Source organism: Gordonia sp. DT30 (assembly GCF_049844915.1).
Taxonomy (GTDB): domain Bacteria; phylum Actinomycetota; class Actinomycetes; order Mycobacteriales; family Mycobacteriaceae; genus Gordonia.
The window spans coordinates 41271-61060 of record NZ_JBNCLY010000016.1 but is presented as its reverse complement, the minus strand read 5'-3'; the positions used below and the strand labels follow the sequence as shown (position 1 = coordinate 61060).

Below are 19790 nucleotides of genomic sequence, written 5' to 3'. Positions count from 1 at the left end.
GCACACCGAAATGTGCTCAGTCGTCGACGTATTCGGAGTACCCGGTCGAACGGAGCGCGGCGCGGATCTTCTCGGCGTCGGCGTCGAGTTCTTCGGGGGTGATGTCCTTGCGGGCGTTGGCGAGATCGAAGGTCTCCATGCTGGCCGCCGGGAACACGTGCACGTGCACATGGGGCACCTCGAGACCGGCGATCAGCAGGCCGATCCGCGGTGCGCCGAAGGCCTCTTTGACCGCACGGCCGACCTTCTGTGCGACGTCGGTCAGGTGGGTGAAGGACGCAGTGTCCATCTGCTCCCAGTGATCGACCTCTTTGCGGGGCACCACCAGCACGTGTCCGGGGGCGACCGGCTCGATGGTCAGGAACGCGACGGCCTGCCCGTCGCGCCAGACGAATCGTCCGGGCAGTTCCCCATTGATGATCTTCGTGAAAACCGACGACATGGCCCACAGTCTAGGGCTCGTCCCGAGCGTTCCCGTCCGGCCGCCGCCGAGAAGTTCATCGACGTGTTGGCGAATCGTTGTCGTGGGTCCGTGACATCCTTTCTGCTGTGAGTCCCGCAGAGTTCCCCGCCGCATCCGGTCGACGCGCCGGTTCCGTCGACATCGTCGGTGCCGCGCAGCGTTTCCCGCGGCTGCGTTACATGGGCTCCAAGTACCGCCTGATCCCCCACCTCGAGCGCACCTTCGCCGAGATCGGCGGCGTCACCGCAGTGGACGCGTTCTCCGGCTCCGGGGTGGTGTCCTACCTGCTCAAGGCGCAGGGTTTTCGGGTCGCCGCCAACGACTTCCTCAACTTCCCGCACATCATCACCCGCGCCACCGTCGTCAACTCGTCGGTTCGGCTCGAGGCGGATCTGATCGAGGAGATCTGCGGGCCGGCCGCCGACGACCGCGATTTCATCTCCGCCACCTTCGACGGCCTCTACTTCGATGCCGCCGATCGTGCCTTCCTGGACTCGGCATGGTCACACATCGCGAGGCTGCGCGGTTATCGTCGCGATCTGGCGATCTCGGCGCTCGTGTTGTCGGCGGCTCGCAAGCAGCCGCGTGGTGTGTTCACCTTCACCGACTCCAGCCGCTACGCCGATGGCCGCCGCGATCTGACGATGTCGCTGCGTGATCACTTCCGGCTGCGGGCCACCGCCGACTACAACGCGACGGTGTTCAGCAACGGCTCGCGCCACCACAGCTCGTGCGGCGACGTCTTCGACCTCGATGCCACCGCGGTACTGGGATCCGCACCGGATCTGGTCTATCTCGACCCGCCCTACGCGCCGCCCGCCGACGACAACGACTACATCAAGCGCTATCACTTCCTCGAGGGGCTCTCGGCCTATTGGGAGGGGATGAGCATCATGGAGAACACCAAGACCAAAAAACTCCCGAAGCGCTACACCCCATTCGCCTACAAACACAGCATCGACGACGCGCTGGTCCGCACCTTCGATCATTTCGAGGATGCGGGCGCGATCGTGTTGTCGTACTCGTCCAACGCGCTGCCCGGCCCCGACCGCATCGTCGACCTACTCGGCAAGGTCAAGCCGCACGTCGAGGTGATCGCCATCGATCACAAGTACAGCTTCGGCACCCACGCCGCGGCCACCCGGCGCGACGTCAGCGAATTCCTCTTCATCGGCCGGGACTGACCGATGGCCGACGCGCCGGATTTCGACGAGTACCTGACGACGTTGGGGCGCTTGACCTCTCACGTCGATCCGACCGCGTCGACTCCTGCGGCCGAGCACATCGCGGCGGCCACCGCCGGTCTCGGCGAGCTCATGGCCACCGACGTGGCCGGGCTGGCCGCATGGGTCCGGGAGAATCCGGCCGACGTTCCGATCCTGGGTCTGGCGATCGGCCTCTCCCAGGAGAAGCTGAAAAACGTCCTGCGCGACCGCTTCGACACGTCGGGCTGGCATGGACTGGCCCGCAGCCGGCCCGTCGAATTGGTGAGCTGGCTGGACGAAGAGTTCGACCTGGTACGGATGCTGAGCGCCCAGATGCATCGCACCTACACCTTCGCCGACGTCCTCATCGCCCGCGCCGGCACCCGGGTGACCGCGACCCGGGCCGGCGCCTCCGGCCGTCGCATCGAGGACGAGATCGAGGACATCGCGCGCGACCTCGGACTCGACTACGTGACACGCTCCCGGTTCTGCGGCCGCAACGGCCGTACCGCACCCGCCGACCTCATCGTCGGAGACCCGCAGACGCCCGACATCGTCGTCGCCGCAAAGGGTTTCGATTCCACCGGCTCCAAATTGACCGACGCGGTCCGGGAGATCGAGGAGATGGCGCAGGTCCGGCTGCCCCGGCAACTCGTGCTCGCGGTGATCGACGGGATCGGCTGGAAGTCGCGCCAGGCCGACCTCCGGCGCATCCACCAGTTGTGGGTGGATCGGGAGATCGACGGCATGTACACGCTGGTCACCCTCGACCGATTCCGTGCCGACATCACCGAGTTCGCGCGCCTGCGTCAATTGATCTGAGGGTCAATTGATCTGAGGTCTCACTCGGCGAGCCGGGGCAGCCGCACCCAGAAGCAGGCCCCCTCCCCCGGCGCCGAATCGACCCCGACGCGGCCGCCGTGCGCGCCGACGAGGGCGGCCACGATCGACAATCCGAGTCCACTGCCGCCGCCGACACCCCTGGACCGGGAGGTGTCGCCGCGGTAGAACCGCTCGAAGACGTGCGAGCGTTCCTCCGGGGTGAGGCCCGCGCCGGTGTCGCCGACGGTGAGGACCACCTCGTCCGACCCGTCGGGAACCGCGATCCCGACGGTGATCGCCGCGTCGCCTGGCGTGTGCACGACCGCGTTGTTGATCAGGTTGCGGATCACCTGTACGAGTCGCGCCGAATCGCCCCACACGATGGGCGGCTCCTCGGTTGCGGCAACCTCGAGCCGGATGTCGCGATCGGGGGCCGCGGCACGCGCGGCATGCACGGCGTCGGCGGCGAGCATCAGGATGTCGACGTGCTCGAAGTCGAGGGGCCGGTGGGCGTCGAGACGCGCGAGTACCAGCAGATCCTCGACGAGCAGCGCCATCCGGCCGGCCTCGTCGTCGATGCGCCGCATCGCATCGCCCGGATCGTCGACCGCGCCCTGTCGATACAGTTCGGCGAACCCCTTGATCGAGGTGAGCGGTGTGCGCAGTTCGTGGCTGGCGTCGGCGACGAAGCGCCGCATCTCCTCCTCGGATCGACGTGCCTGCTGCTCCGACGCCGCCGTCGTCGCAAAGGCGTGCTGGATCTGCCCGAGCATCGTGTTGAGCGACGCCGACAAACTGCCGACCTCGGTATTGGGCGGACCGGTGGCCACCCGCATGTTGAGGTTGCCCGCGGCGATCGCATGGGCGGTCTCCTCCACGCGGTGCAGTGGCCGCAGACTCGAGCGCACCACCAGGTAGCTGAGCACTCCGAGCACCACCACGACACCCGCACCGATCCCGAACTGCAACCACATCAACCGCGACAGCGTCTTGCTGACGTCGGTCAGCGGAACGGCCACCACCGAGACGCCCGCGGGTCCGGTGCGTTGGATCACCCGCCACTGCGGTCCGTCACCGCCGTCGGAACCGACGGTCGTCGGCTGCACGTCGCCCGAACCCAGCCCGTCGATGTCGGGAACGTGGGCAAAGTCGGTGGAGTTGGTGATCACCTGACCCGAATTGAGCACCGTCATCACGAAGAACGACGACGGCGGACGCCGTGGACCGATGGGCGGACCCGGCTGCTGCGCCATCTCGGGGCTCCGGGGTTTGGCCCAGGTCGCTATCGCCGAGTCCAGCCCTTGGTCGGTACGCGAGAGCAGATCGGAACGCATCGCCGAGGTCACCGAGATCCCCGAGACCAAAAGCCCGACCCCGACCAGTCCCATCGTCAGTACTACCAGCGAAATACGCAGCGGAACACCACGTTTGGCGATGGCAGTGCGGCCACGCAGAGTCATCGGCCGTGTCCGGTGGAGATACATCGTCCGGACCTCGCGCCGGCGTCGACTGGGCTCACCGCGGCTCCCGCATGACGTATCCGACGCCACGCAGCGTGTGGATCAGCGGGGCGACCCCATAGTCGAGCTTGCGCCGCAGGTAGGAGACGTAGGACTCGACGACGTTGACCTCACCACCGAAGTCGTAATTCCAGACGTGATCGAGGATGCGCGGTTTGGACAGCACCGTGCCCGCGTTGACCATGAAGTAGCGCAGCAATGTGAACTCGGTGGGCGAGAGCGAGATCGACTTGCCTGCCTTGCTCACCTCGTGCGACTCGTCGTCGAGTTCGAGGTCGGCGAAGGTGATACGCGTGTTCTCCTTGACCCGCTCACCGAACCCACCGCGCCGCAACAGAACCTGCAGTCGGGCGACCACCTCTTCGAGGCTGAACGGTTTGGTGACGTAGTCGTCGCCGCCCACGGTCAGACCGTTCACCTTGTCGGCAACCGAGTCCTTGGCCGACAGGAACAGTGCCGGCGCGCCGATACCGTCGGCCCGAAGTCGCCGCAGCAGACCGAAACCGTCCATCCCCGGCATCATCACGTCGAGGACGAGCACGTCGGGTTTGAGGTTGCGGCACCGGTCGATGGCCTCGGGTCCGCCGGCGGCCGTCGCGACGTCGTAGCCCTGGAATTTCAACGACACCGACAGCAATTCCCGGATGTTCGCCTCGTCGTCGACGACGAGAACCTTCGCACCATGACCCGCTCCACTCATGGTCTCCACCTCACAGACCCAGTCTGTCACGAACCTGGAATCTGCCTGGGAGGTTCCTGATAGCTCTGACCTGCAGAGATCCGTCAGACCTCGTCCGGTTCGCCGTAGCGGCGGGCGATGTCGGGTGACCCGGCCCACCCCGAATAGGTGGGATGCTGCGGCCACCCGGCCGGCGAGTCCTGCCATTGTTCCTGTCGTCCCCACGGCAGGAGGTCGACGAGACCCATGGTGTGCCCGAGTTGTTCGGTACCCCGACCGGTGGTGTGCCAGGTCCGGAACACGCGGTCACCGTCGCGCAGGAAGACGTTGACGGCGAATCCGGCGCCGGGCGCCGCGTCCATCTCGGTCCCGAAGGTGCTCTGCGACGCCGAATACCACTCCATCGGGTTGCCCACGCGCCGTTTGTAGGCGAGCGCCTCGTCGATGGGGCCGTTGGTGACGATGACGAACCGTGCGTCGTAGTCGTCGAGGAATTCCAGCCGGGTGAACTGTGAGGTGAAGCCGGTGCAACCGGGGCACTGGAATTGCGCGCCGTCGGTCCACATGTGGTGATAGGTGATCAGCTGGGACCGGCCGGCGAAGACGTCGGCGAGTCGGATCGGCCCGTCGGCGCCGATCAGGGTGGTCTCGTCGACCTCCACCATCGGCAGCCGTCGGCGGTCCGCGGCGATCGCATCGAGCTCGCGGGTCGCGGCCTTCTCACGTCGACGCAGGTCGGCGAGGGCGGTGCGCCAGGTCGCCTCGTCGACCACGGGCGGCAAGGCCGATGCGGTATCTGTCCGTGTCTGCTGGGTCATCGGGTCTCCTCGGGGGCTGTGGGATCGGAAGCCGGTACGAGGACAGACCGGGGGACGGCCGGGAAATCATCGGCGCGGCGTGAGTTCGCGAAGATACGGCGGCGGATAGCCGGGGCGGAAGGCGACGTCGCCGAGCCACGCGGTGAGCTCGTCGGCGCGCTCGGCGACTGCGCGCCGCGCCGCGCTCGACAGATCCTCGAACAGATGCACGTCGATACTGCGGCCGTCGCTTCCCTCGCCGCCGCGATACCAGCCGCCGACGATGCGCCCGTCCCACCAGACGGTTTGCCCGCCGTTGCCGTTGCGGTCGAAGATCTTGCCGGCATGTGGGCCGAGGTAGAAGTCGCGGGCCTTGTGGCCCATCGTGGTCGGGTCGAGTTCGGGTAGCAGGATCGCCGCAGGCGCCACCGGCTCGTCGTCGGGTCCGCCGGGTAGGTCGTCGGCGAGGACGTAACCCGTCGATCCGTCGTCGAGCTCGACCTCGGCGACGCCGAGCGTTGTGAGCGCCTGGCGCACATCGCGTTTGGTCGAGCCCAACCACCACACGAGATCGGCCTCGGTGCCCGGCCCGAACCGGGCGAGCCATCGGCGGATGAGAGCGGCATGCGCGGCGGCGACGTCGGGCACATCGAGTGGGTGCCGCAGCCATCGATCCATCGCCGACCACGACGGCCTCGACACGTGCCAGCCGCCGTTGTTCGGGCCACGCACCACCTCGCCGGCCGCGCTCATCATGTTGAGGACGCGAGGTATCAACGGACTCGGTCCGCCATACGATTTGCCCGGGCTGATGATGACCTGCCGGTCCACCTCGGGCAGCCGGGCCCGCAGCTCGGCGGAGGTCAGTGTCGTCCCGTCGGCGAATTCGGCGCGGATCGCCGCCCGCGCGGTGTCGATCCACCCCTCCGGGTCCACGGCGTCCTCGCTGCGGCGCAGATCGCGGAGCATGTTCGTGCGTTCGGAGCCCGCAACACGCGATCCGATCGCGCCCACGGCCTCTCCGAGTACGGCACCGGAAAAGACGAAAAGCGTTCGGCGCATGGCCAACTGCTTGATCAGGGTGCGGTCGTCGTAGAGCGCCGAATCCACGTCGGCGGCGCGGAGATCCTCGGTGCGCGCCCACGCCGACAGGTAGACCGTCGACGGTGTGGTCGCGTGCAGTCCCACCATTGCGTCGGCCACCTCGAGGACCGATGCGCCGCGATGGCCCGGTGCCAGACAATGCCTGCGCAGCAACCGATTACGTCGCTGCACATCAGTGATCCGCGGCCGATACGCACTCATGAACCTACCTCCGAACAATCGACCCCGAGCGTAGGACGCCGTGCGAGACGAGCCCGACGACGATGGCCCAGAAGGCGCCACTGATCCCCCAGAATGTCACACCCGCGGCCGCGGTGACGAAGGTCAGGGCAGAGGCGATGCGGAACTCGTCGTGGGTGAAGGCGCCGAGCAGCGCATTGCCCAGCGTCGCGAGCAATGCGAGACCGGCCACCGACTCGAGCAGCCCGGCCGGTGCAATCGCGGTGATGGTGACGAGTGCACCCGAGGCCACGGCCAGCACCAGATAGCTGATGCCGGCGGAGACGCCGGCGACCCAGCGCCGGGAGCGGTCGGCGCCGGCCTCGTCCCCGGCGGCCAGCGCGGCCGACAGAGCCGCCAGGTTGATCGCATGTCCGCCGAATGCGGCGCCGACGACGGTGCCCGCGCCGGTCACGAACATCGCCGGCCGCCACGGCGTCTCGTACCCGAAGGACTTCAGCACGGCGACGCCGGGGACGTTCTGTGAGGCCATTGTCACCACGTAGAGCGGAACGGCCAGACCGATGACGGCCGCGATGTCGAACGTCGGGGTGGTCCAGGTGATCTGCGGCCACCACTGCGTCGAGGTATGCGCATCGATGCCGTGCACGCCGACGTAGATCCCGATGACGACCAGCGCGGTCACCAGCGTCAGCGGCAAAGCCCACCGGGTCAGCCAGCGTGTCGTCAGCAGCCACACCGCCAGGATCGGCAATGTCAGCAACGGCTGCGCGGCAAGGGATTTCATCGGAGCAAGGCAGAGAGTCAGCAACACACCGGCAAGCATCGCCTGGGCGATGGGCGTCGGTATCCGGCCGATCAGGTCGCCGAGGGCGGGGACGAGTCCGGTGGCGAGAATCAGGATGCCCACCACGAGGAAGGCCCCGACGGCCGACGGCCACCCGGCGTGGTAGTTCGCCCCGGCGGCGACCAGCATCGCCGCACCGGGAGTCGACCACGCCAGCGTGACCGGGATACGTGTCGCCACACACAGGATGAGGATCCCGATCGCAAAGGTCACGGTGAGCGCGAGCAGTCCGGATGCGGCCTGCTCGGCATCGGCGCCGACCGCCCGCAGCCCGGCGACCACCACCACGAACGACGAGGTGAAGCCGACCAGTGCGGTGATGATCCCCGCGATGATCGGCTCATAGAGCGACGATGGGGCCCTCGAGGTGGTCACCCGGCCACCATAACGCTAGTGTTCTGTTTACGGAACACCGAATCCGGGATGAAGGGTCTGGCGATGAACGATACGGATCGACGGCGGGCGGCGGTCGGCGCCCGCATCTCCGAGATCCGGGCCCGGCGCGGAATCAGCCTGTCCGGCCTTGCGCGCGCCGCGGGCGTCGGTAAGGGCTCACTGTCGGAACTCGAGTCGGGTCAACGCAATCCGACGCTCGACACCCTCTACGCCATCGCCGGGCCACTCGGCGTGCCACTGACCGCCCTGCTCGGCGAGGAGGCCGGCACCGAGGGCTCGGGCCCGTATCTCGCGGCGCGGCTGCTGCACGTCGAACACCATCCCGACGGCGGCACGACCGAGGTGTTCTGGTTGCACGTGTCCCCCGGCGGCACGCGGGTCTCCCCGGCGCACGGCGCCGGCGTCGTCGAACACATCCGCGTGGTGCGCGGTCGCGTGTTCGCCGGACCCGTCGGCGGCGAGAAGTCTGCCGGACCGGGCGAATCCCTGCACTGGACCTCCGACACCGAACACACCTACCGCAGCGACGACGGTGCGCTGGCGGTGCTCACCATCGATTCACCGGCCGATGATCCGGCGCCGAAAACGCCACAGCGCGAACGCCAACCGCGTGAACAACAACGGCCCCCACCGCCGAAGCGGTAGGGGCCGTTGGGGTTTCGCAGAGAGACCGGCTCAGTTGGTGGTCTTGCCCGGGGACTTGCGAACCGGGGCGCGCTTGGCCGGCGCCTTCTTCGCGGCGGCGATCTTCTTGGCGGGCGACGACGACGCGGTACGGGCGCGGCCCTCCACGGTGCCGGCGGCGCCGTCGATCTTCGACGCGGCGGTCCCGGTCCGCGACTTCAGGGTCTCGCCGGCCTCGGTCACGGCTTCGCTTGCGTCGTCGAGCTTTTCGTTGACCTCGAGCGCAGCCTCGTCGACCCGGTCACCGATCGCATCGGCGGCGTCGTCGATGGCATCCCCGGCCTCGCCCACCCGGGCGCCGACCAGTCCGGCGATCTTGGCGGCCTGCTCGCCGACCGAACGTGTCTGCGACGACACGACACCGAGGGCGTCCTCGGTCAGATCGACGGCGTCGTTGTAGGTCTTCTCGGCGCGGGTCAGGCCTTCCTGGACCAGCGGCTGCCTGCGGAGGCGCTCGACGGTCTCCTCGCCACGCTCGGCGAGCGAGTTGTACAGGGTGGTGGCGAGCTCGACGTACGGCTCGGCGACCTTGCGCAGCTCTTCCGGGGTCAGCTTCGAGCGGAGCTCATCGATGCTGGGAACCTCTTCGGGAAGGCTGTTGAGCCGGGACTTGGTCTCCCCGAAGCGGGTGGATGCGGTCTCGGTGCGCTCACGCAGCTGCGCGAGCGTCTCGGTGACCTGGGTAACGGCCAGATCGCCGGCGCCGACGACGGCGTAGAAGGGGTTTGCCAGGGTTCGTTCGACGGTGCTCATAGCGGCCTCCTAGTGGGTGTGGAGAAGATTCAGCAGCGCTGATGATCTCGAACATGGCCGAAATCGGATGTCTTGCGCGCTTCCACCTACCAGTATCCACGCTTCGCTAGCAATTGCAAGCGCTCTGCTAGCGCAGTCTTCGGATCACCGGTCACACAGCGTGCCCGAGCACTCAGGCGTCGGCACCGGCCTCGGAATACGAGTAGAACCCGCGGCCGCTCTTCTTACCGGTGCGGCCGGCCTCGACCATCCGCAGCAGCAGCGGCGGCGGCGCGTACAGCGGCTCCTTGAACTCGAGATACATCGAATCCGCGATCGCCTTGATGGTGTCGAGGCCGACGAGGTCGGCCAGGCGCATGGGACCCATGGGGTGCGCGCAGCCGAGAACCATTCCCTTGTCGATGTCTTCGACAGTGGCAAAACCCCGCTCCACCATGCGAATTGCCGACAGCAGATACGGCACCAGCAAGGCATTGATGACGAAGCCGGAGCGGTCCGCCGAATGGATCACCTGCTTTCCCAGCACATCGTGGGCGAACGCCTGCGCGCGGGCGCAGACCGCCGGCGCGGTCTCCAGAGTCGTCACCAACTCGACCAGCGGCAGTACCGGAACCGGATTGAAGAAGTGCATACCGACCACCCGGCCGGTGTTCTGGGTCGCCATACCCAGCTTCATGATCGGAATCGACGAGGTGTTGGAGGCGAGCACCGCGTCGGCATCGGTGACGACCTTGTCGAGTTCGGCGAAGATCTGCGTCTTGACCAATTCGTCCTCGACGATGGCCTCGCACACGATCTGCCGATCGGCGAGATCGCCGAGATCGGAGGTGAAATGCAGTCGCGCGGAAGCCTGTTCGCGTTCCCGCTCGGTCAGCTTGCCGCTGGACACGCCGCGGTCGAGCGAGCGCAGGATGCGGGCACGCCCGGCGCCGGTCAGCTCCCGCGTCGCCTCGTACACCAGCACGTCGGTGTCGACCCGGGCACATACCTCCGCGATCCCGGCACCCATCTGACCGGCACCGACCACACCTACGCGGGACACCTTCTCGGTTGCCACGAACCACTCCTTCACCAAAAAAATGAACCCCGGCACCAAAAACGAAACCCGGGGCGAGCGGGAGTGATCCCACTCGCCCCGGGTTCTCGTCACATCGGGCTGTCGACTCTCGCCGGCCTGGTTCTCAGTGGAACTGGCCTTCCTCGGTCGAACCCTTCAGGGCTGCGGTCGAGGTGTTCGGGTCGACGGTGGTGGCGATGCGGTCGAAGTAACCGGCACCGACCTCACGCTGGTGCTTGGTGGCGGTGTAACCGCGCTCCTCGGCGGCGAACTCGCGCTCCTGCAGCTCGACGTAGGCGCTCATCTGGTTGCGGGCGTAGCCGTAGGCCAGATCGAACATCGAGTAGTTGAGGGCGTGGAAGCCGGCCAGGGTGATGAACTGGAACTTGAAGCCCATCGCGCCGAGCTCGTTCTGGAACTTCGCGATGGTCGCGTCGTCCAGGTGCTGCTTCCAGTTGAACGACGGCGAGCAGTTGTAGGCCAGCAGCTGGTCGGGGAACTCGCTCTTGACAGCCTCGGCGAACTTGCGGGCCAGCTCGAGATCGGGCTTGCCGGTCTCCATCCAGATCAGGTCGGAGTACGGGGCGTAGGCCTTGGCACGGGCGATGCAGGGCTCGATGCCCTTCTGCACGTGGTAGAAGCCCTCGGCGGTGCGCTCACCGGTGACGAACGGCTTGTCGCGGTCGTCGACATCGGCGGTGATCAGGGTGGCGGCCTCGGCGTCGGTGCGGGCCACGACGACGGTCGGGGTGTTCGCCACGTCGGCCGCGAGGCGCGCCGAGGACAGGGTGCGGATGTGCTGCTGGGTGGGGATGAGCACCTTGCCACCGAGGTGGCCGCACTTCTTCTCCGAGGCGAGCTGGTCCTCCCAGTGGGTACCCGCGGCGCCGGCCTTGATCATGGCCTTCTGCAGCTCGTACACGTTGAGGGCGCCACCGAATCCGGCCTCGCCGTCGGCGACGATCGGCACGACCCAGTTGTCGACCGACTTGTCGTCCTCGACGCGGGCGATCTCATCGGCGCGAAGGAGCGCGTTGTTGATGCGCTGCACGACGGCCGGGACCGAGTTGGCCGGGTAGAGCGACTGGTCGGGGTAGGTGTGACCCGACAGGTTCGCGTCACCGGCGACCTGCCAGCCCGACAGGTAGATGGCCTTGAGGCCGGCACGGACCTGCTGCACGGCCTGGTTGCCGGTGAGGGCGCCGAGCGCGTTGATGTAGTTGTCGCCGTTCACACCCTCCCAGAGGATCTCCGCGCCACGGCGGGCCAGGGTGTGCTCCTCGATGACACTGCCCTGCAGTTCGGCGACCTGCTCGGCGGTGTACTCGCGCTTGATGCCCTTCCATCGCGGGTTGGTGTCCCAGTCCTGCTGGATCTCCGCGGCGGTGCGGGGCTTTCCGACGTTGCTCATTAGCCACTTCGCTTTCGTTGTGCTGCTCGGCCCGATGTGACCGATCGTGGTTTCGGACCGGCCGTGGAATCTGGCGGTCGAACCCTTGCTGGCAGACAGCCGGCGGACCGGGAGAGACGCTTTGCCAACTCTCCGGGACTGCCCGGTGGTGTCTGTCTTCAAGAGTGCCACATGACAAACCTGCAGGTCCAGTGAGGTTTGGGGTGTGAAGAGTGGCCACGATTCGCCAGCGCCCGGCAAACTTTGCAAATCCGCGCGTGTGAAGTCCTGGCGTCGACCGGCAAAAAAGTACGCGCGTACTGGGATTTTTGCGTCGAGTACTCCGCCGCGCCACTCCCCGGCCCGCCTGGCGGGGGTCGACCAACGGCCCGACAAGTCGGCAGCCACGTGTGACCACCTTCACAACAAGGCGCCGGTAAATCCGGCAGCCGCCCGGCACCGACGGCGGACGGGCTAGCTCTTGCGGCCCTGCACGGCGGTGGTGAGCGCGCTGCCGAACAGCGATACGAAGTCCTGTTCGGGCATTGCCGGACGGGCCATCGGGGCCGGCGCGGGGGGCGCCACCGCCTCGGTCGGGTCGCCGGAGACCGTCAGCCCGACGGTCACCGGTGTGGCGCGCGCAGAGTCCGCAGAGGCGTGGGAGCCGGCCACAACGGCGTAGCCGACGTAGTCGATCCTCGTCCGCACCGAATGATCGGCGAGGGTGGTGGTGGTCGCCGATTTGATCAGGAGCATCTGCTCGACCTGATCGGCAGCGTGGCCGAGATCGGGCTGGGCCATCTCGGTGTGCTGGGTGACGACCCGCGTTCCGGCGAGGTTGCCGTTGCTGATGGTCGTCTCCGTGCGCGCGCAGTCACCGGTCATGGTCGCGATGTCGGCGCCGATGTCACGCGACTGCGTGGTCACCAACTCGACGAGCCCGCCGAACGAGGCCTGCGCCCCGAGTACCGCCGAGTTCGCCTCGTTCAGGGTGGGATCGAGTCGTGCATCGGCGGTGGGCCGGCACTGCGGCGGGGAGACCTCGGTGGCGTCGGAGGCCTTGAGCTGCGACGCGTTGGCCTCGACGAGCTGCGCGACCGACAATTCGGTGGCGGTGAATCCGACCGGCAGCGCCGACGGGTCGAGCAGCAGATCGGCAGGTGCGAGCGCGGACTGCGCGACACCCGTCGGGCCGCCGCCACACGCCATCGTCACCGCCGCGCACAAGGCCAGCACCACCGCCGGCCCCGCCGCTCTCCCCCTGCGCCCATGAGCGCGAAGCACACGCACGCGGGTCACCGTACCCTGAAGTGCGCTCTGCCCACGATCGCCGGTGATCTCCGGTCCGCGTCGGGGCGGCGCGGCCATCGGGAACGGCGGAGGTGTGTGCGGTGACCAAAAGTTATGCCGGAGCTCGGACATATGTCGGCTCACGGCTGCGTCAGCTGCGTTCGGAACGTGGTCTGTCTCAGGTGACACTGGCGCACACCCTGGAGATCTCGCCGTCCTACCTCAACCAGATCGAACATGATGCGCGGCCGCTGACCGCCACGGTGCTCGCCCGGATCACCGAGACCTTCGGAGTCGACGCCGGGTTCTTCGATTCCCAGGACGATGTGCGCCTCGTGGCGGAATTGCGGGAGGTGCTGCTCGACGACGACGTGGCGGCCGCGTCCACCTCGCTCGATCCCCAGGAGATCAGTGCGATGGTCGCCGTGCATCCCGAGATCGCCACCGCGATGGTCAATCTGTACCGGCGATACCGCAACTCCACCGATCAGCTCGCGGCGGCCACCGACGAACGTGGTGACCGGTCGATGCGCGGCGCGATCACCGCACCGCATGAAGAGGTGCGTGACTACTTCTATCAGCGCCGCAACTACATTCACGAACTCGACGTCGCCGCCGAAGAGATGACCACGCGTATGCGCATGCACACCGGAGACGTGCGCCGCGAGATCATCGACCGGCTGGAGAAACGCCACGGCGTCACCGTCGTCCGCCGCGTCGATCTCGGCGACTACGTCCTGCACCGCTTCGATACCGAGACCGGGCGCCTGGAGGTGTCGGCGGCGCTGTCCTCAGGGCAGCGGGCCTTCAAACTCGCCACCGAACTGGCGCTGCTCGAATTCGGCGATCTCATCGGCGAACTCGTCGAAGCCGGCACGTTCACCAGCGACGAGGCGCGCTCGCTGGCGCGGTACGGCCTGGCCAACTACTTCGCTGCGGCCGCCCTACTGCCCTACCGTCAATTCCATGGCGCCGCAGAGGATTTCCGCTACGACATCGAGCGACTGTCGGCGTTCTACGCGGTCTCCTACGAGACGATCTGTCATCGTCTCTCGACGCTGCAGCGACCCAACCTGCGCGGCATCCCATGGTCGTTCGTCCGTGTCGACCGGGCCGGAAACATGTCAAAACGGCAGTCGGCGACCGGGTTTCACTTCTCGTCGTCCGGCGGCACCTGCCCGTTGTGGAATGTGTACGAGACCTTCGGCTCGCCGGGCAAGATCCTGACCCAGATCGCCGAGATGCCCGACGGCCGCGAATACTTCTGGGTGGCGCGCACCGTCGAACGCCGCGCCGCGCGCTTCGGTCAGCCGGGCAAGACGTTTGCGATCGGGCTGGGTTGCGAACTGCGCCATGCGGCCCGCGTCATCTACTCCGATGGCCTCGAGATCGGGCCGCAGGCCCGCATCACCCCGATCGGCGCCGGCTGCCGCGTCTGCGAACGCCAGAATTGCGCGCAGCGCGCGTTCCCGTCGCTCGGCACCCCACTCCGATTCAACGAACACGGCAGCAGCATCTCGCCCTATATGGCACTCTGAGTTCGCCGAGCGGGTCTTTCCGAACCCGCATTCGGACAACGGCGTCGGGAGCCAGCCATGCGAACGGGAGTCAACCGTGCAAGCGGCGTGATCGTGGCGGTCACCGTCATGGCGCAACTCGCCGCCGGGATACTCGTGTGGTCCTCGGCGGGCGCCGAGCCGCCCGAGATGACGGCCGTCCCACCGCAGGTCCCGCAGGCGATCGATGGCGCGGTCCCGCCGCCGCCATTCCCGCATCTGACCCGGATTCCGCCGCGTGCGGTGGCCCCCGGACTTCCGCACCGGCTTCAGGAATTGCGTGCCGCCGCACTGCCCGATCCCACCGGTGACCCCTTCTTCGACCACTGGCCGGCCGATCTCGATCACCGCGCACCGGGAACGATCATCGCCACCCGCGACGTCACCGACCCCGCGGCGCTCCTGGTCACCGCACCCATCCGCTCGGCCCGACAGGTCAAGTTCGCCACCCGCGACGCCGTGGGACGGCCGTCGTTCGGCACGGCGACCATCCTTGTCCCACGCCAGGACTGGCACGGCCGCGGTGCCCGCCCGATCCTGGTCAACAACCTCCCCATCGACGCGCTCGGTGCTGCATGCACGCCGGGAATGACACTGGCACACGGACTTTCCATCGCCACGGGGTTCACCGACTTCTTTCCGCCGAGCACCCAGCTCGCACTGGCTCGTGGCTACTCGGTGATCGTGCCCGATCATCAGGGTCCGCGCATGGCGTATGCCGAGCCGACCACGGCGGGACACATCATCCTCGATTCGGTGCGGGCCGCCGACGCGCTCGACCACGTGGCATTCGGGTCGAGCCGAATTGCGATGACCGGTTATTCCGGCGGCTCGATCGCCACCAACGGGGCCGCCAAACTGCTCGGCGAGTATGCGCCGGAACTGTCACCGCGATTCGTCGGCGCCGCCATGGGCGGCGTTCCCGCCGATTTCCAGATGCTCGTCGGCAGCATGAACGCCAACCTCGCCACCGGACTCTTCCACGCCGCGACCTTCGGTATCGCCCGGGAACGCCCGGAGGTCCTCGCCCTGGCCAACCATGCGGCGCAGTGGATTGCGACGTCGCCGCTGAAGAACGTGTGCGTCGTCCCCGAGGCCGTCGCAGGTGCGACGTTCATGCCGATGCAGTTGATGTCCTCGGTCCCCGATCCGTTCCATTCGCCGGTGGCACAAGAGATCTACCGCGTCACCAAGATGGCCGATCGGCGTGCCGACGTGCCGCTCTACATCTACAACGGCACCCAGGAATGGTGGATCCCCGCGGCCGGCGCGCGCAACCTGTACCGCGAGCAATGCCGGTTGGGCGCGAACGCGACCTACCGGGAGGTGTTCGGTGAACACCTCAGCGCCGCGGTGCTCGGCTATCCCGACGCGCTCAGCTGGCTCGACCAACGACTACAGGGGATCCCGGCCCACAACGACTGCCCGCGGTGACCGTACGCGCTCCCGCTCAACCATTTGCTTCCCGCTCGACGAGATCGTCGAGCGGGAAGCAAATGAGTGAGCGGGAAGGTCAGTAGACGAGTACGCGCACGTTCTCCGCCACACATGCCGGCTTGTCGACGCCCTCGATCTCGACGGTGTTGCGGACCACCATCGTCACGCCTTTCGGGCCTTCCTCGACGGAGGTGATCACCGCATTGGATCGGATCCGGGAGCCGACGGGCACCGGGCGCGGGAAGCGGACCCTGTTCAGGCCGTAGTTGATCACGAGTTTCGGCCCTTCGACGGTGAAGATCGAGCCCGCCAGCCCGGGCAGCAGCGACAGGGTCAGGAAGCCGTGTGCGATCGGGGCGCCGAACGGGCCGGCGGCCGCGCGTTCGGGGTCGACGTGAATCCACTGATGGTCGCGCGTGGCGTCGGCGAACTGGTTGACGCGTTCCTGGGTGATCTCCAGCCATTCCCCCGACCCGAGGTCCTCGCCGATCGCGGCCTTGATTTCCTCCAGAGAACCGAACGAGCGTGGTGTGATGGTCGCCATAGTTCCCGTAGTCTACCGTGAGGGCATGAGCAGCCCTCGGATCGCTCCCGGTGGACTCCGCGACCTCGGCCCCGTCAATTGGGCTTTCGCCCGGATCGCCGGGCGCGTCATGGGAGTCGCCGACCCCCACATCTTCTCCACCCTGGGCCGCAGCCGCGGACAGTTTCGGGCCTGGCTGCACTTCGGGGCGCGGCTGATGCCCTTCGGGGCACTGTCGCGCAAGGACTCCGAGATGGTGATCATACGGGTCGCCCATCTGCGCGGATCGCAGTACGAGCTCGATCACCACCGACGTATCGGCAAGCGCGCCGGTCTCACCGACGACGACCTGTCCCGGATCATCGAGGGCCCCGACGCCGGGTGGGGCGATCGGGAACGGGCCATCCTGCGGGCCGCCGACGAATTGGTGACCACGTCCGACATCAGCGATATCGCCTGGACCGCATTGCGCCGTCATCTCGACGAGCGGCGCACCATCGGCTTTCTGCTCCTCGTCGGCCAATACGACATGCTCGCCACCACCCTGCACACGTTGCGGGTTCAGCCCGACGTGCGCGCCTGACCGCACGATGCCGTCGTTCGCCGCGCACCTGATGCGCAATCCGTGGTTCTCGCGCATCTACGAACGGGCGTGGCGCCCGGTGTTCACCCGCGGGTTCAGCCTCGGCAGTACCGAGACCACCGACTACGACACCGCACTTCGGGCCTACCTGTGCCGGCCCGGAGAGCGGATGGTCCTCGACATCGCCTGCGGGCCCGGCAATTACACGCGTCGCATCGCCGACGGACTCACCGGCACCGGACGGGCCGTCGGCGTCGACTCCGCACCGTCGATGCTGCACACCGCGGTGGCCACCAACGCCGCCTGCCCCGCGACCTACCTCCGCGTCGACGCACACGCGATCCCCTTCGCCGACAACACCTTCGACGAAACCCTGTGTCTGGCTGCGCTCTACCTCATCGACAACCCGCTGCCCGTGCTCGACGAGATGCTGCGGGTGACGCAGCCCGGCGGGCTGATCGTGGTGTTCACCTCGGCGCCGGGACCGGTGGCGGCATTACCCGGCGTATCCACCCTCGCGACCCTCGGCGGCTTCCGGATCTTCGGCCGGGACGAGATCACCGGTGCGCTACGCCGCTTCGGCGCCGAGCACATCGAGCAGATCGTCATCGGCGAAGGCCAGTACGTGCTCGCACGTAAGCCCTAGATCGCGCGATAGTCGCGTATGCTCATCCGGTGCCCGCGGCGCTGCGGCCACACCCCGTGGAGTCCGATCATCCGGATGACCCGATAGCGGTGTCCCGCATAGGGTTCGAGTAATTCGAGCATGCGCGCATCGTCGACACGCTCGCCGATGAGGGTCTGCCCGACCAGCGACGGGATGTGAAAGTCGCCGACGGGTACGGCATCGGCGTCGCCGACGGCCCGCCCCCGCGTCTCGGCGACCGTCCACGGGCCGACCCCACGCAGCACGTCGAGCCGGTCGGCATGCCGCTCGACGTCGATGGAGCCGGCGCCCCGGATGGTACGCATCCGCATGGGTTCGGCACCGCTTCGGTGCCACTCCCACACCGGGATCGAGGCCCACAGCGGTTGCGGCGGCGGCACCCGCATATCGTCGGGAACGGGCCCGGGCGCACGAGAACCGAAGCGCCGCAGGAGATACCGCCATGCCCGCCAGGCCTCGGCGCCGACCACCTTCTGCTCGAGGATCGCCGGCACGAGCGCTTCCCAGACGCGTCCGCTCGAACCGATCCGCAGGCCGGACGACCGCGCGGCCAGTCCGGCGACGACATCGTCATGGATCGGCATGTCCTCGGGGGTGTCGTCGGCGCCCAGCATCGCGGGCAGCGCGTCGAGCAGCCAGTCGGCGCCGTCGCCCCACGCGCGGCCCACCACACGATCGAAGTCGACGCGCACGGTCAGCGTGCCCGGTCCATCGGGAGTGTGGATCGCCCGCCACACCGACCCGTCGCGGCCGTAACGGAAGGCAGGATCACCGCTGCCCCGCCGATGCAGCCCCAGGGTCGCCCGCAGATCGATGGCTGCCGGCGGAGTCCACGCCCGGGTGCGCTCGCTGGTCATCGCCTGCGAGTCTAGCCGCGCCACCTGGCGCGACCGGCCCCGCCGCAGACCCGCCGCGACTGGGGTTGGCCGAGCCCACACCCTCGCCGGGATCATTCACGACGCCTGAGTGCTTCGGCCCCTCGAATGACCGACCGTGACCGTCGGTCGGCTGGGCAGATAAGGTCTCTCGACGACCGGGTTTTCCCCGGTCCGGGCAGAGGGGGAACGAATCCGATGCGCACCACACTCGTCCGCGGTGGCGCCGCCGCCGCGTCCACGGTTGTCTCGGTGATGCTGATCACCGGGTGCACGACGACGGGCACACCCGTGGCCGTCGACGGGGCCGGTGCCACGTCGACCGGGGCATCATCGACGGCGACGCCTACCGGTGACGTGGCCAAGGTGAAGAGTCTCGCGCTCACCGCCGCCGATCTACCTCCCGGGTTCACGTTCACGCCACTGCCCGAAGATCAGTTCCGGAAGGCGGTGACCCAGTCCGGCAGTTTTCTCCGCGACGCGACGATCACCCCGCCGGCGTGCGCCAATCTGCAGAAGCTGCCCGACGTGGACCCCGCCCAGCTCGGTGGCGCGGTGGCCACCGCGCCCGGCGGCGACGGCCTCGTCGAGGGTCTCGCCGCGCGACCTGCCGACATCGCCGCCGCCCGGACCGCGGCGACCGGGCCATGCAAGAACTTCACGATCCGCCTCAACTCCGGCCCCACGGCGGGCAGTGCGACCGCCGCGACGAGCACGCTGCTCCCGGCCCCCGCGACCCGGGCCGACCCGCAGGACGTGCTGATGCTGCGACAGGATCTGAAGGTCTCGACCGACGGGCAGACCGTCGACGTCGTCTCCTACTCCGGTGTCGCATCGGTGAAGGGTTACAACGTCTCGGTCGTGGCCGGCCCGGGAAGACCCGGCGCCACCCCCGACGACGCCGCATTCCGCCAGTTCTTCACCGCGGCGGTCAACAAGGTGGCCGCCCAGGGGTGACCGGG

20 protein-coding genes are annotated in these 19790 nt (G+C 67.9%); 8 read left to right on the top strand and 12 right to left on the bottom strand.

What is annotated here, in order from left to right; genetic code table 11:
• Positions 1-16: 16 nt before the first annotated feature.
• Complete coding sequence (locus ACLQ3C_RS15300) at positions 17-442, bottom strand: HIT family protein (protein WP_425705937.1); 426 nt, start codon at positions 440-442, stop codon at positions 17-19.
• Positions 443-642: 200 nt separating this feature from the next.
• Here ACLQ3C_RS15300 and ACLQ3C_RS15295 point away from each other — a divergent pair, with 200 nt between their 5' ends.
• Entirely contained in the window at positions 643-1647 is a 1005-nt protein-coding gene (locus tag ACLQ3C_RS15295) for a DNA adenine methylase (protein WP_425705985.1), read from the top strand.
• A 3-nt stretch (positions 1648-1650) separates the two neighbouring features.
• A complete protein-coding gene (locus ACLQ3C_RS15290; RefSeq protein ID WP_425705936.1) occupies positions 1651-2490 on the top strand; it encodes a hypothetical protein in 840 nt (279 codons plus the stop codon).
• Positions 2491-2510: 20 nt separating this feature from the next.
• On the opposite strand, the gene ACLQ3C_RS15285 is transcribed toward ACLQ3C_RS15290, so the two are convergent.
• The 5 genes from ACLQ3C_RS15285 to ACLQ3C_RS15265 form a co-directional block, all read right to left on the bottom strand.
• The gene (locus tag ACLQ3C_RS15285; RefSeq protein WP_425705935.1) at positions 2511-3950 is read right to left on the bottom strand and encodes a HAMP domain-containing sensor histidine kinase; all 1440 of its coding nucleotides are present in this window, start codon (positions 3948-3950) and stop codon (positions 2511-2513) included.
• 55 nt (positions 3951-4005) lie between these two features.
• Complete coding sequence (locus tag ACLQ3C_RS15280; protein ID WP_425705934.1) at positions 4006-4710, bottom strand: response regulator transcription factor; 705 nt, start codon at positions 4708-4710, stop codon at positions 4006-4008.
• Positions 4711-4793: 83 nt separating this feature from the next.
• Entirely contained in the window at positions 4794-5507 is a 714-nt protein-coding gene (locus ACLQ3C_RS15275) for a DUF899 family protein (RefSeq protein WP_425705933.1), read from the bottom strand.
• A 66-nt stretch (positions 5508-5573) separates the two neighbouring features.
• Entirely contained in the window at positions 5574-6791 is a 1218-nt protein-coding gene (locus tag ACLQ3C_RS15270; RefSeq protein ID WP_425705932.1) for a winged helix DNA-binding domain-containing protein, read from the bottom strand.
• Positions 6792-6795: 4 nt separating this feature from the next.
• Entirely contained in the window at positions 6796-7992 is a 1197-nt protein-coding gene (locus tag ACLQ3C_RS15265) for a benzoate/H(+) symporter BenE family transporter (RefSeq protein WP_425705931.1), read from the bottom strand.
• A 63-nt stretch (positions 7993-8055) separates the two neighbouring features.
• On the opposite strand from ACLQ3C_RS15265, the gene ACLQ3C_RS15260 reads away from it, so the two are divergent.
• A complete protein-coding gene (locus ACLQ3C_RS15260; protein ID WP_425705930.1) occupies positions 8056-8658 on the top strand; it encodes a helix-turn-helix domain-containing protein in 603 nt (200 codons plus the stop codon).
• Between the two features lie 30 nt (positions 8659-8688).
• Here ACLQ3C_RS15260 and ACLQ3C_RS15255 read toward each other — a convergent pair whose 3' ends face one another.
• The 4 genes from ACLQ3C_RS15255 to ACLQ3C_RS15240 form a co-directional block, all read right to left on the bottom strand.
• Complete coding sequence (locus ACLQ3C_RS15255) at positions 8689-9450, bottom strand: heparin-binding hemagglutinin (RefSeq protein WP_425705929.1); 762 nt, start codon at positions 9448-9450, stop codon at positions 8689-8691.
• Between the two features lie 172 nt (positions 9451-9622).
• The gene (locus ACLQ3C_RS15250; protein ID WP_425705928.1) at positions 9623-10507 is read right to left on the bottom strand and encodes a 3-hydroxybutyryl-CoA dehydrogenase; all 885 of its coding nucleotides are present in this window, start codon (positions 10505-10507) and stop codon (positions 9623-9625) included.
• Positions 10508-10631: 124 nt separating this feature from the next.
• Positions 10632-11918 (bottom strand): isocitrate lyase, encoded by a 1287-nt coding sequence (gene aceA, locus ACLQ3C_RS15245; RefSeq protein ID WP_425705927.1) that lies wholly within the window; start codon positions 11916-11918, stop codon positions 10632-10634.
• A 453-nt stretch (positions 11919-12371) separates the two neighbouring features.
• The gene (locus ACLQ3C_RS15240) at positions 12372-13187 is read right to left on the bottom strand and encodes a hypothetical protein (protein WP_425705926.1); all 816 of its coding nucleotides are present in this window, start codon (positions 13185-13187) and stop codon (positions 12372-12374) included.
• Between the two features lie 101 nt (positions 13188-13288).
• Here ACLQ3C_RS15240 and ramB point away from each other — a divergent pair, with 101 nt between their 5' ends.
• On the top strand, positions 13289-14725 hold the full coding sequence (gene ramB / locus ACLQ3C_RS15235; protein ID WP_425705925.1) for an acetate metabolism transcriptional regulator RamB: 1437 nt from the start codon (positions 13289-13291) through the stop codon (positions 14723-14725).
• A gap of 57 nt (positions 14726-14782) precedes the next feature.
• Positions 14783-16177 (top strand): lipase family protein, encoded by a 1395-nt coding sequence (locus ACLQ3C_RS15230; RefSeq protein ID WP_425705924.1) that lies wholly within the window; start codon positions 14783-14785, stop codon positions 16175-16177.
• Positions 16178-16256: 79 nt separating this feature from the next.
• Here ACLQ3C_RS15230 and ACLQ3C_RS15225 read toward each other — a convergent pair whose 3' ends face one another.
• Positions 16257-16724 (bottom strand): MaoC family dehydratase, encoded by a 468-nt coding sequence (locus ACLQ3C_RS15225; protein WP_425705923.1) that lies wholly within the window; start codon positions 16722-16724, stop codon positions 16257-16259.
• 25 nt (positions 16725-16749) lie between these two features.
• On the opposite strand from ACLQ3C_RS15225, the gene ACLQ3C_RS15220 reads away from it, so the two are divergent.
• Positions 16750-17286 (top strand): carboxymuconolactone decarboxylase family protein, encoded by a 537-nt coding sequence (locus tag ACLQ3C_RS15220; RefSeq protein WP_425705922.1) that lies wholly within the window; start codon positions 16750-16752, stop codon positions 17284-17286.
• Positions 17287-17293: 7 nt separating this feature from the next.
• Positions 17294-17932 (top strand): class I SAM-dependent methyltransferase, encoded by a 639-nt coding sequence (locus tag ACLQ3C_RS15215; protein ID WP_425705921.1) that lies wholly within the window; start codon positions 17294-17296, stop codon positions 17930-17932.
• Here ACLQ3C_RS15215 and ACLQ3C_RS15210 read toward each other — a convergent pair.
• Positions 17929-18810 carry a DNA-3-methyladenine glycosylase family protein gene (locus ACLQ3C_RS15210; protein ID WP_425705920.1) on the bottom strand — a complete coding sequence of 294 codons (882 nt, stop codon included), beginning with the start codon at positions 18808-18810 and terminating at the stop codon, positions 17929-17931. The two genes, ACLQ3C_RS15215 and ACLQ3C_RS15210, sit on opposite strands and share 4 nt — an antisense overlap.
• 216 nt (positions 18811-19026) lie before the next feature.
• On the opposite strand from ACLQ3C_RS15210, the gene ACLQ3C_RS15205 reads away from it, so the two are divergent.
• On the top strand, positions 19027-19785 hold the full coding sequence (locus ACLQ3C_RS15205) for a DUF5642 family protein (protein WP_425705919.1): 759 nt from the start codon (positions 19027-19029) through the stop codon (positions 19783-19785).
• Positions 19786-19790 lie beyond the last annotated feature (5 nt).

Excerpts from the sequence above, each read along its gene's own strand:
- ACLQ3C_RS15205 (WP_425705919.1), top strand. The coding sequence starts at position 19,027 with ATGCGCACCACACTCGTCCGCGGTGGCGCCGCCGCCGCGTCCACGGTT.
- ACLQ3C_RS15215 (WP_425705921.1), top strand. The coding sequence starts at position 17,294 with ATGCCGTCGTTCGCCGCGCACCTGATGCGCAATCCGTGGTTCTCGCGC.
- ACLQ3C_RS15225 (WP_425705923.1), bottom strand. The coding sequence starts at position 16,724 with ATGGCGACCATCACACCACGCTCGTTCGGTTCTCTGGAGGAAATCAAG.
- ACLQ3C_RS15255 (WP_425705929.1), bottom strand. The coding sequence starts at position 9,450 with ATGAGCACCGTCGAACGAACCCTGGCAAACCCCTTCTACGCCGTCGTC.
- ACLQ3C_RS15300 (WP_425705937.1), bottom strand. The coding sequence starts at position 442 with ATGTCGTCGGTTTTCACGAAGATCATCAATGGGGAACTGCCCGGACGA.
- ACLQ3C_RS15285 (WP_425705935.1), bottom strand. The coding sequence starts at position 3,950 with ATGACTCTGCGTGGCCGCACTGCCATCGCCAAACGTGGTGTTCCGCTG.
- ACLQ3C_RS15290 (WP_425705936.1), top strand. The coding sequence starts at position 1,651 with ATGGCCGACGCGCCGGATTTCGACGAGTACCTGACGACGTTGGGGCGC.
- ACLQ3C_RS15295 (WP_425705985.1), top strand. The coding sequence starts at position 643 with ATGGGCTCCAAGTACCGCCTGATCCCCCACCTCGAGCGCACCTTCGCC.
- ACLQ3C_RS15280 (WP_425705934.1), bottom strand. The coding sequence starts at position 4,710 with ATGAGTGGAGCGGGTCATGGTGCGAAGGTTCTCGTCGTCGACGACGAG.
- ACLQ3C_RS15230 (WP_425705924.1), top strand. The coding sequence starts at position 14,783 with ATGCGAACGGGAGTCAACCGTGCAAGCGGCGTGATCGTGGCGGTCACC.
- ACLQ3C_RS15220 (WP_425705922.1), top strand. The coding sequence starts at position 16,750 with ATGAGCAGCCCTCGGATCGCTCCCGGTGGACTCCGCGACCTCGGCCCC.
- ACLQ3C_RS15275 (WP_425705933.1), bottom strand. The coding sequence starts at position 5,507 with ATGACCCAGCAGACACGGACAGATACCGCATCGGCCTTGCCGCCCGTG.
- ACLQ3C_RS15260 (WP_425705930.1), top strand. The coding sequence starts at position 8,056 with ATGAACGATACGGATCGACGGCGGGCGGCGGTCGGCGCCCGCATCTCC.
- ACLQ3C_RS15270 (WP_425705932.1), bottom strand. The coding sequence starts at position 6,791 with ATGAGTGCGTATCGGCCGCGGATCACTGATGTGCAGCGACGTAATCGG.
- ACLQ3C_RS15210 (WP_425705920.1), bottom strand. The coding sequence starts at position 18,810 with ATGACCAGCGAGCGCACCCGGGCGTGGACTCCGCCGGCAGCCATCGAT.
- aceA (WP_425705927.1), bottom strand. The coding sequence starts at position 11,918 with ATGAGCAACGTCGGAAAGCCCCGCACCGCCGCGGAGATCCAGCAGGAC.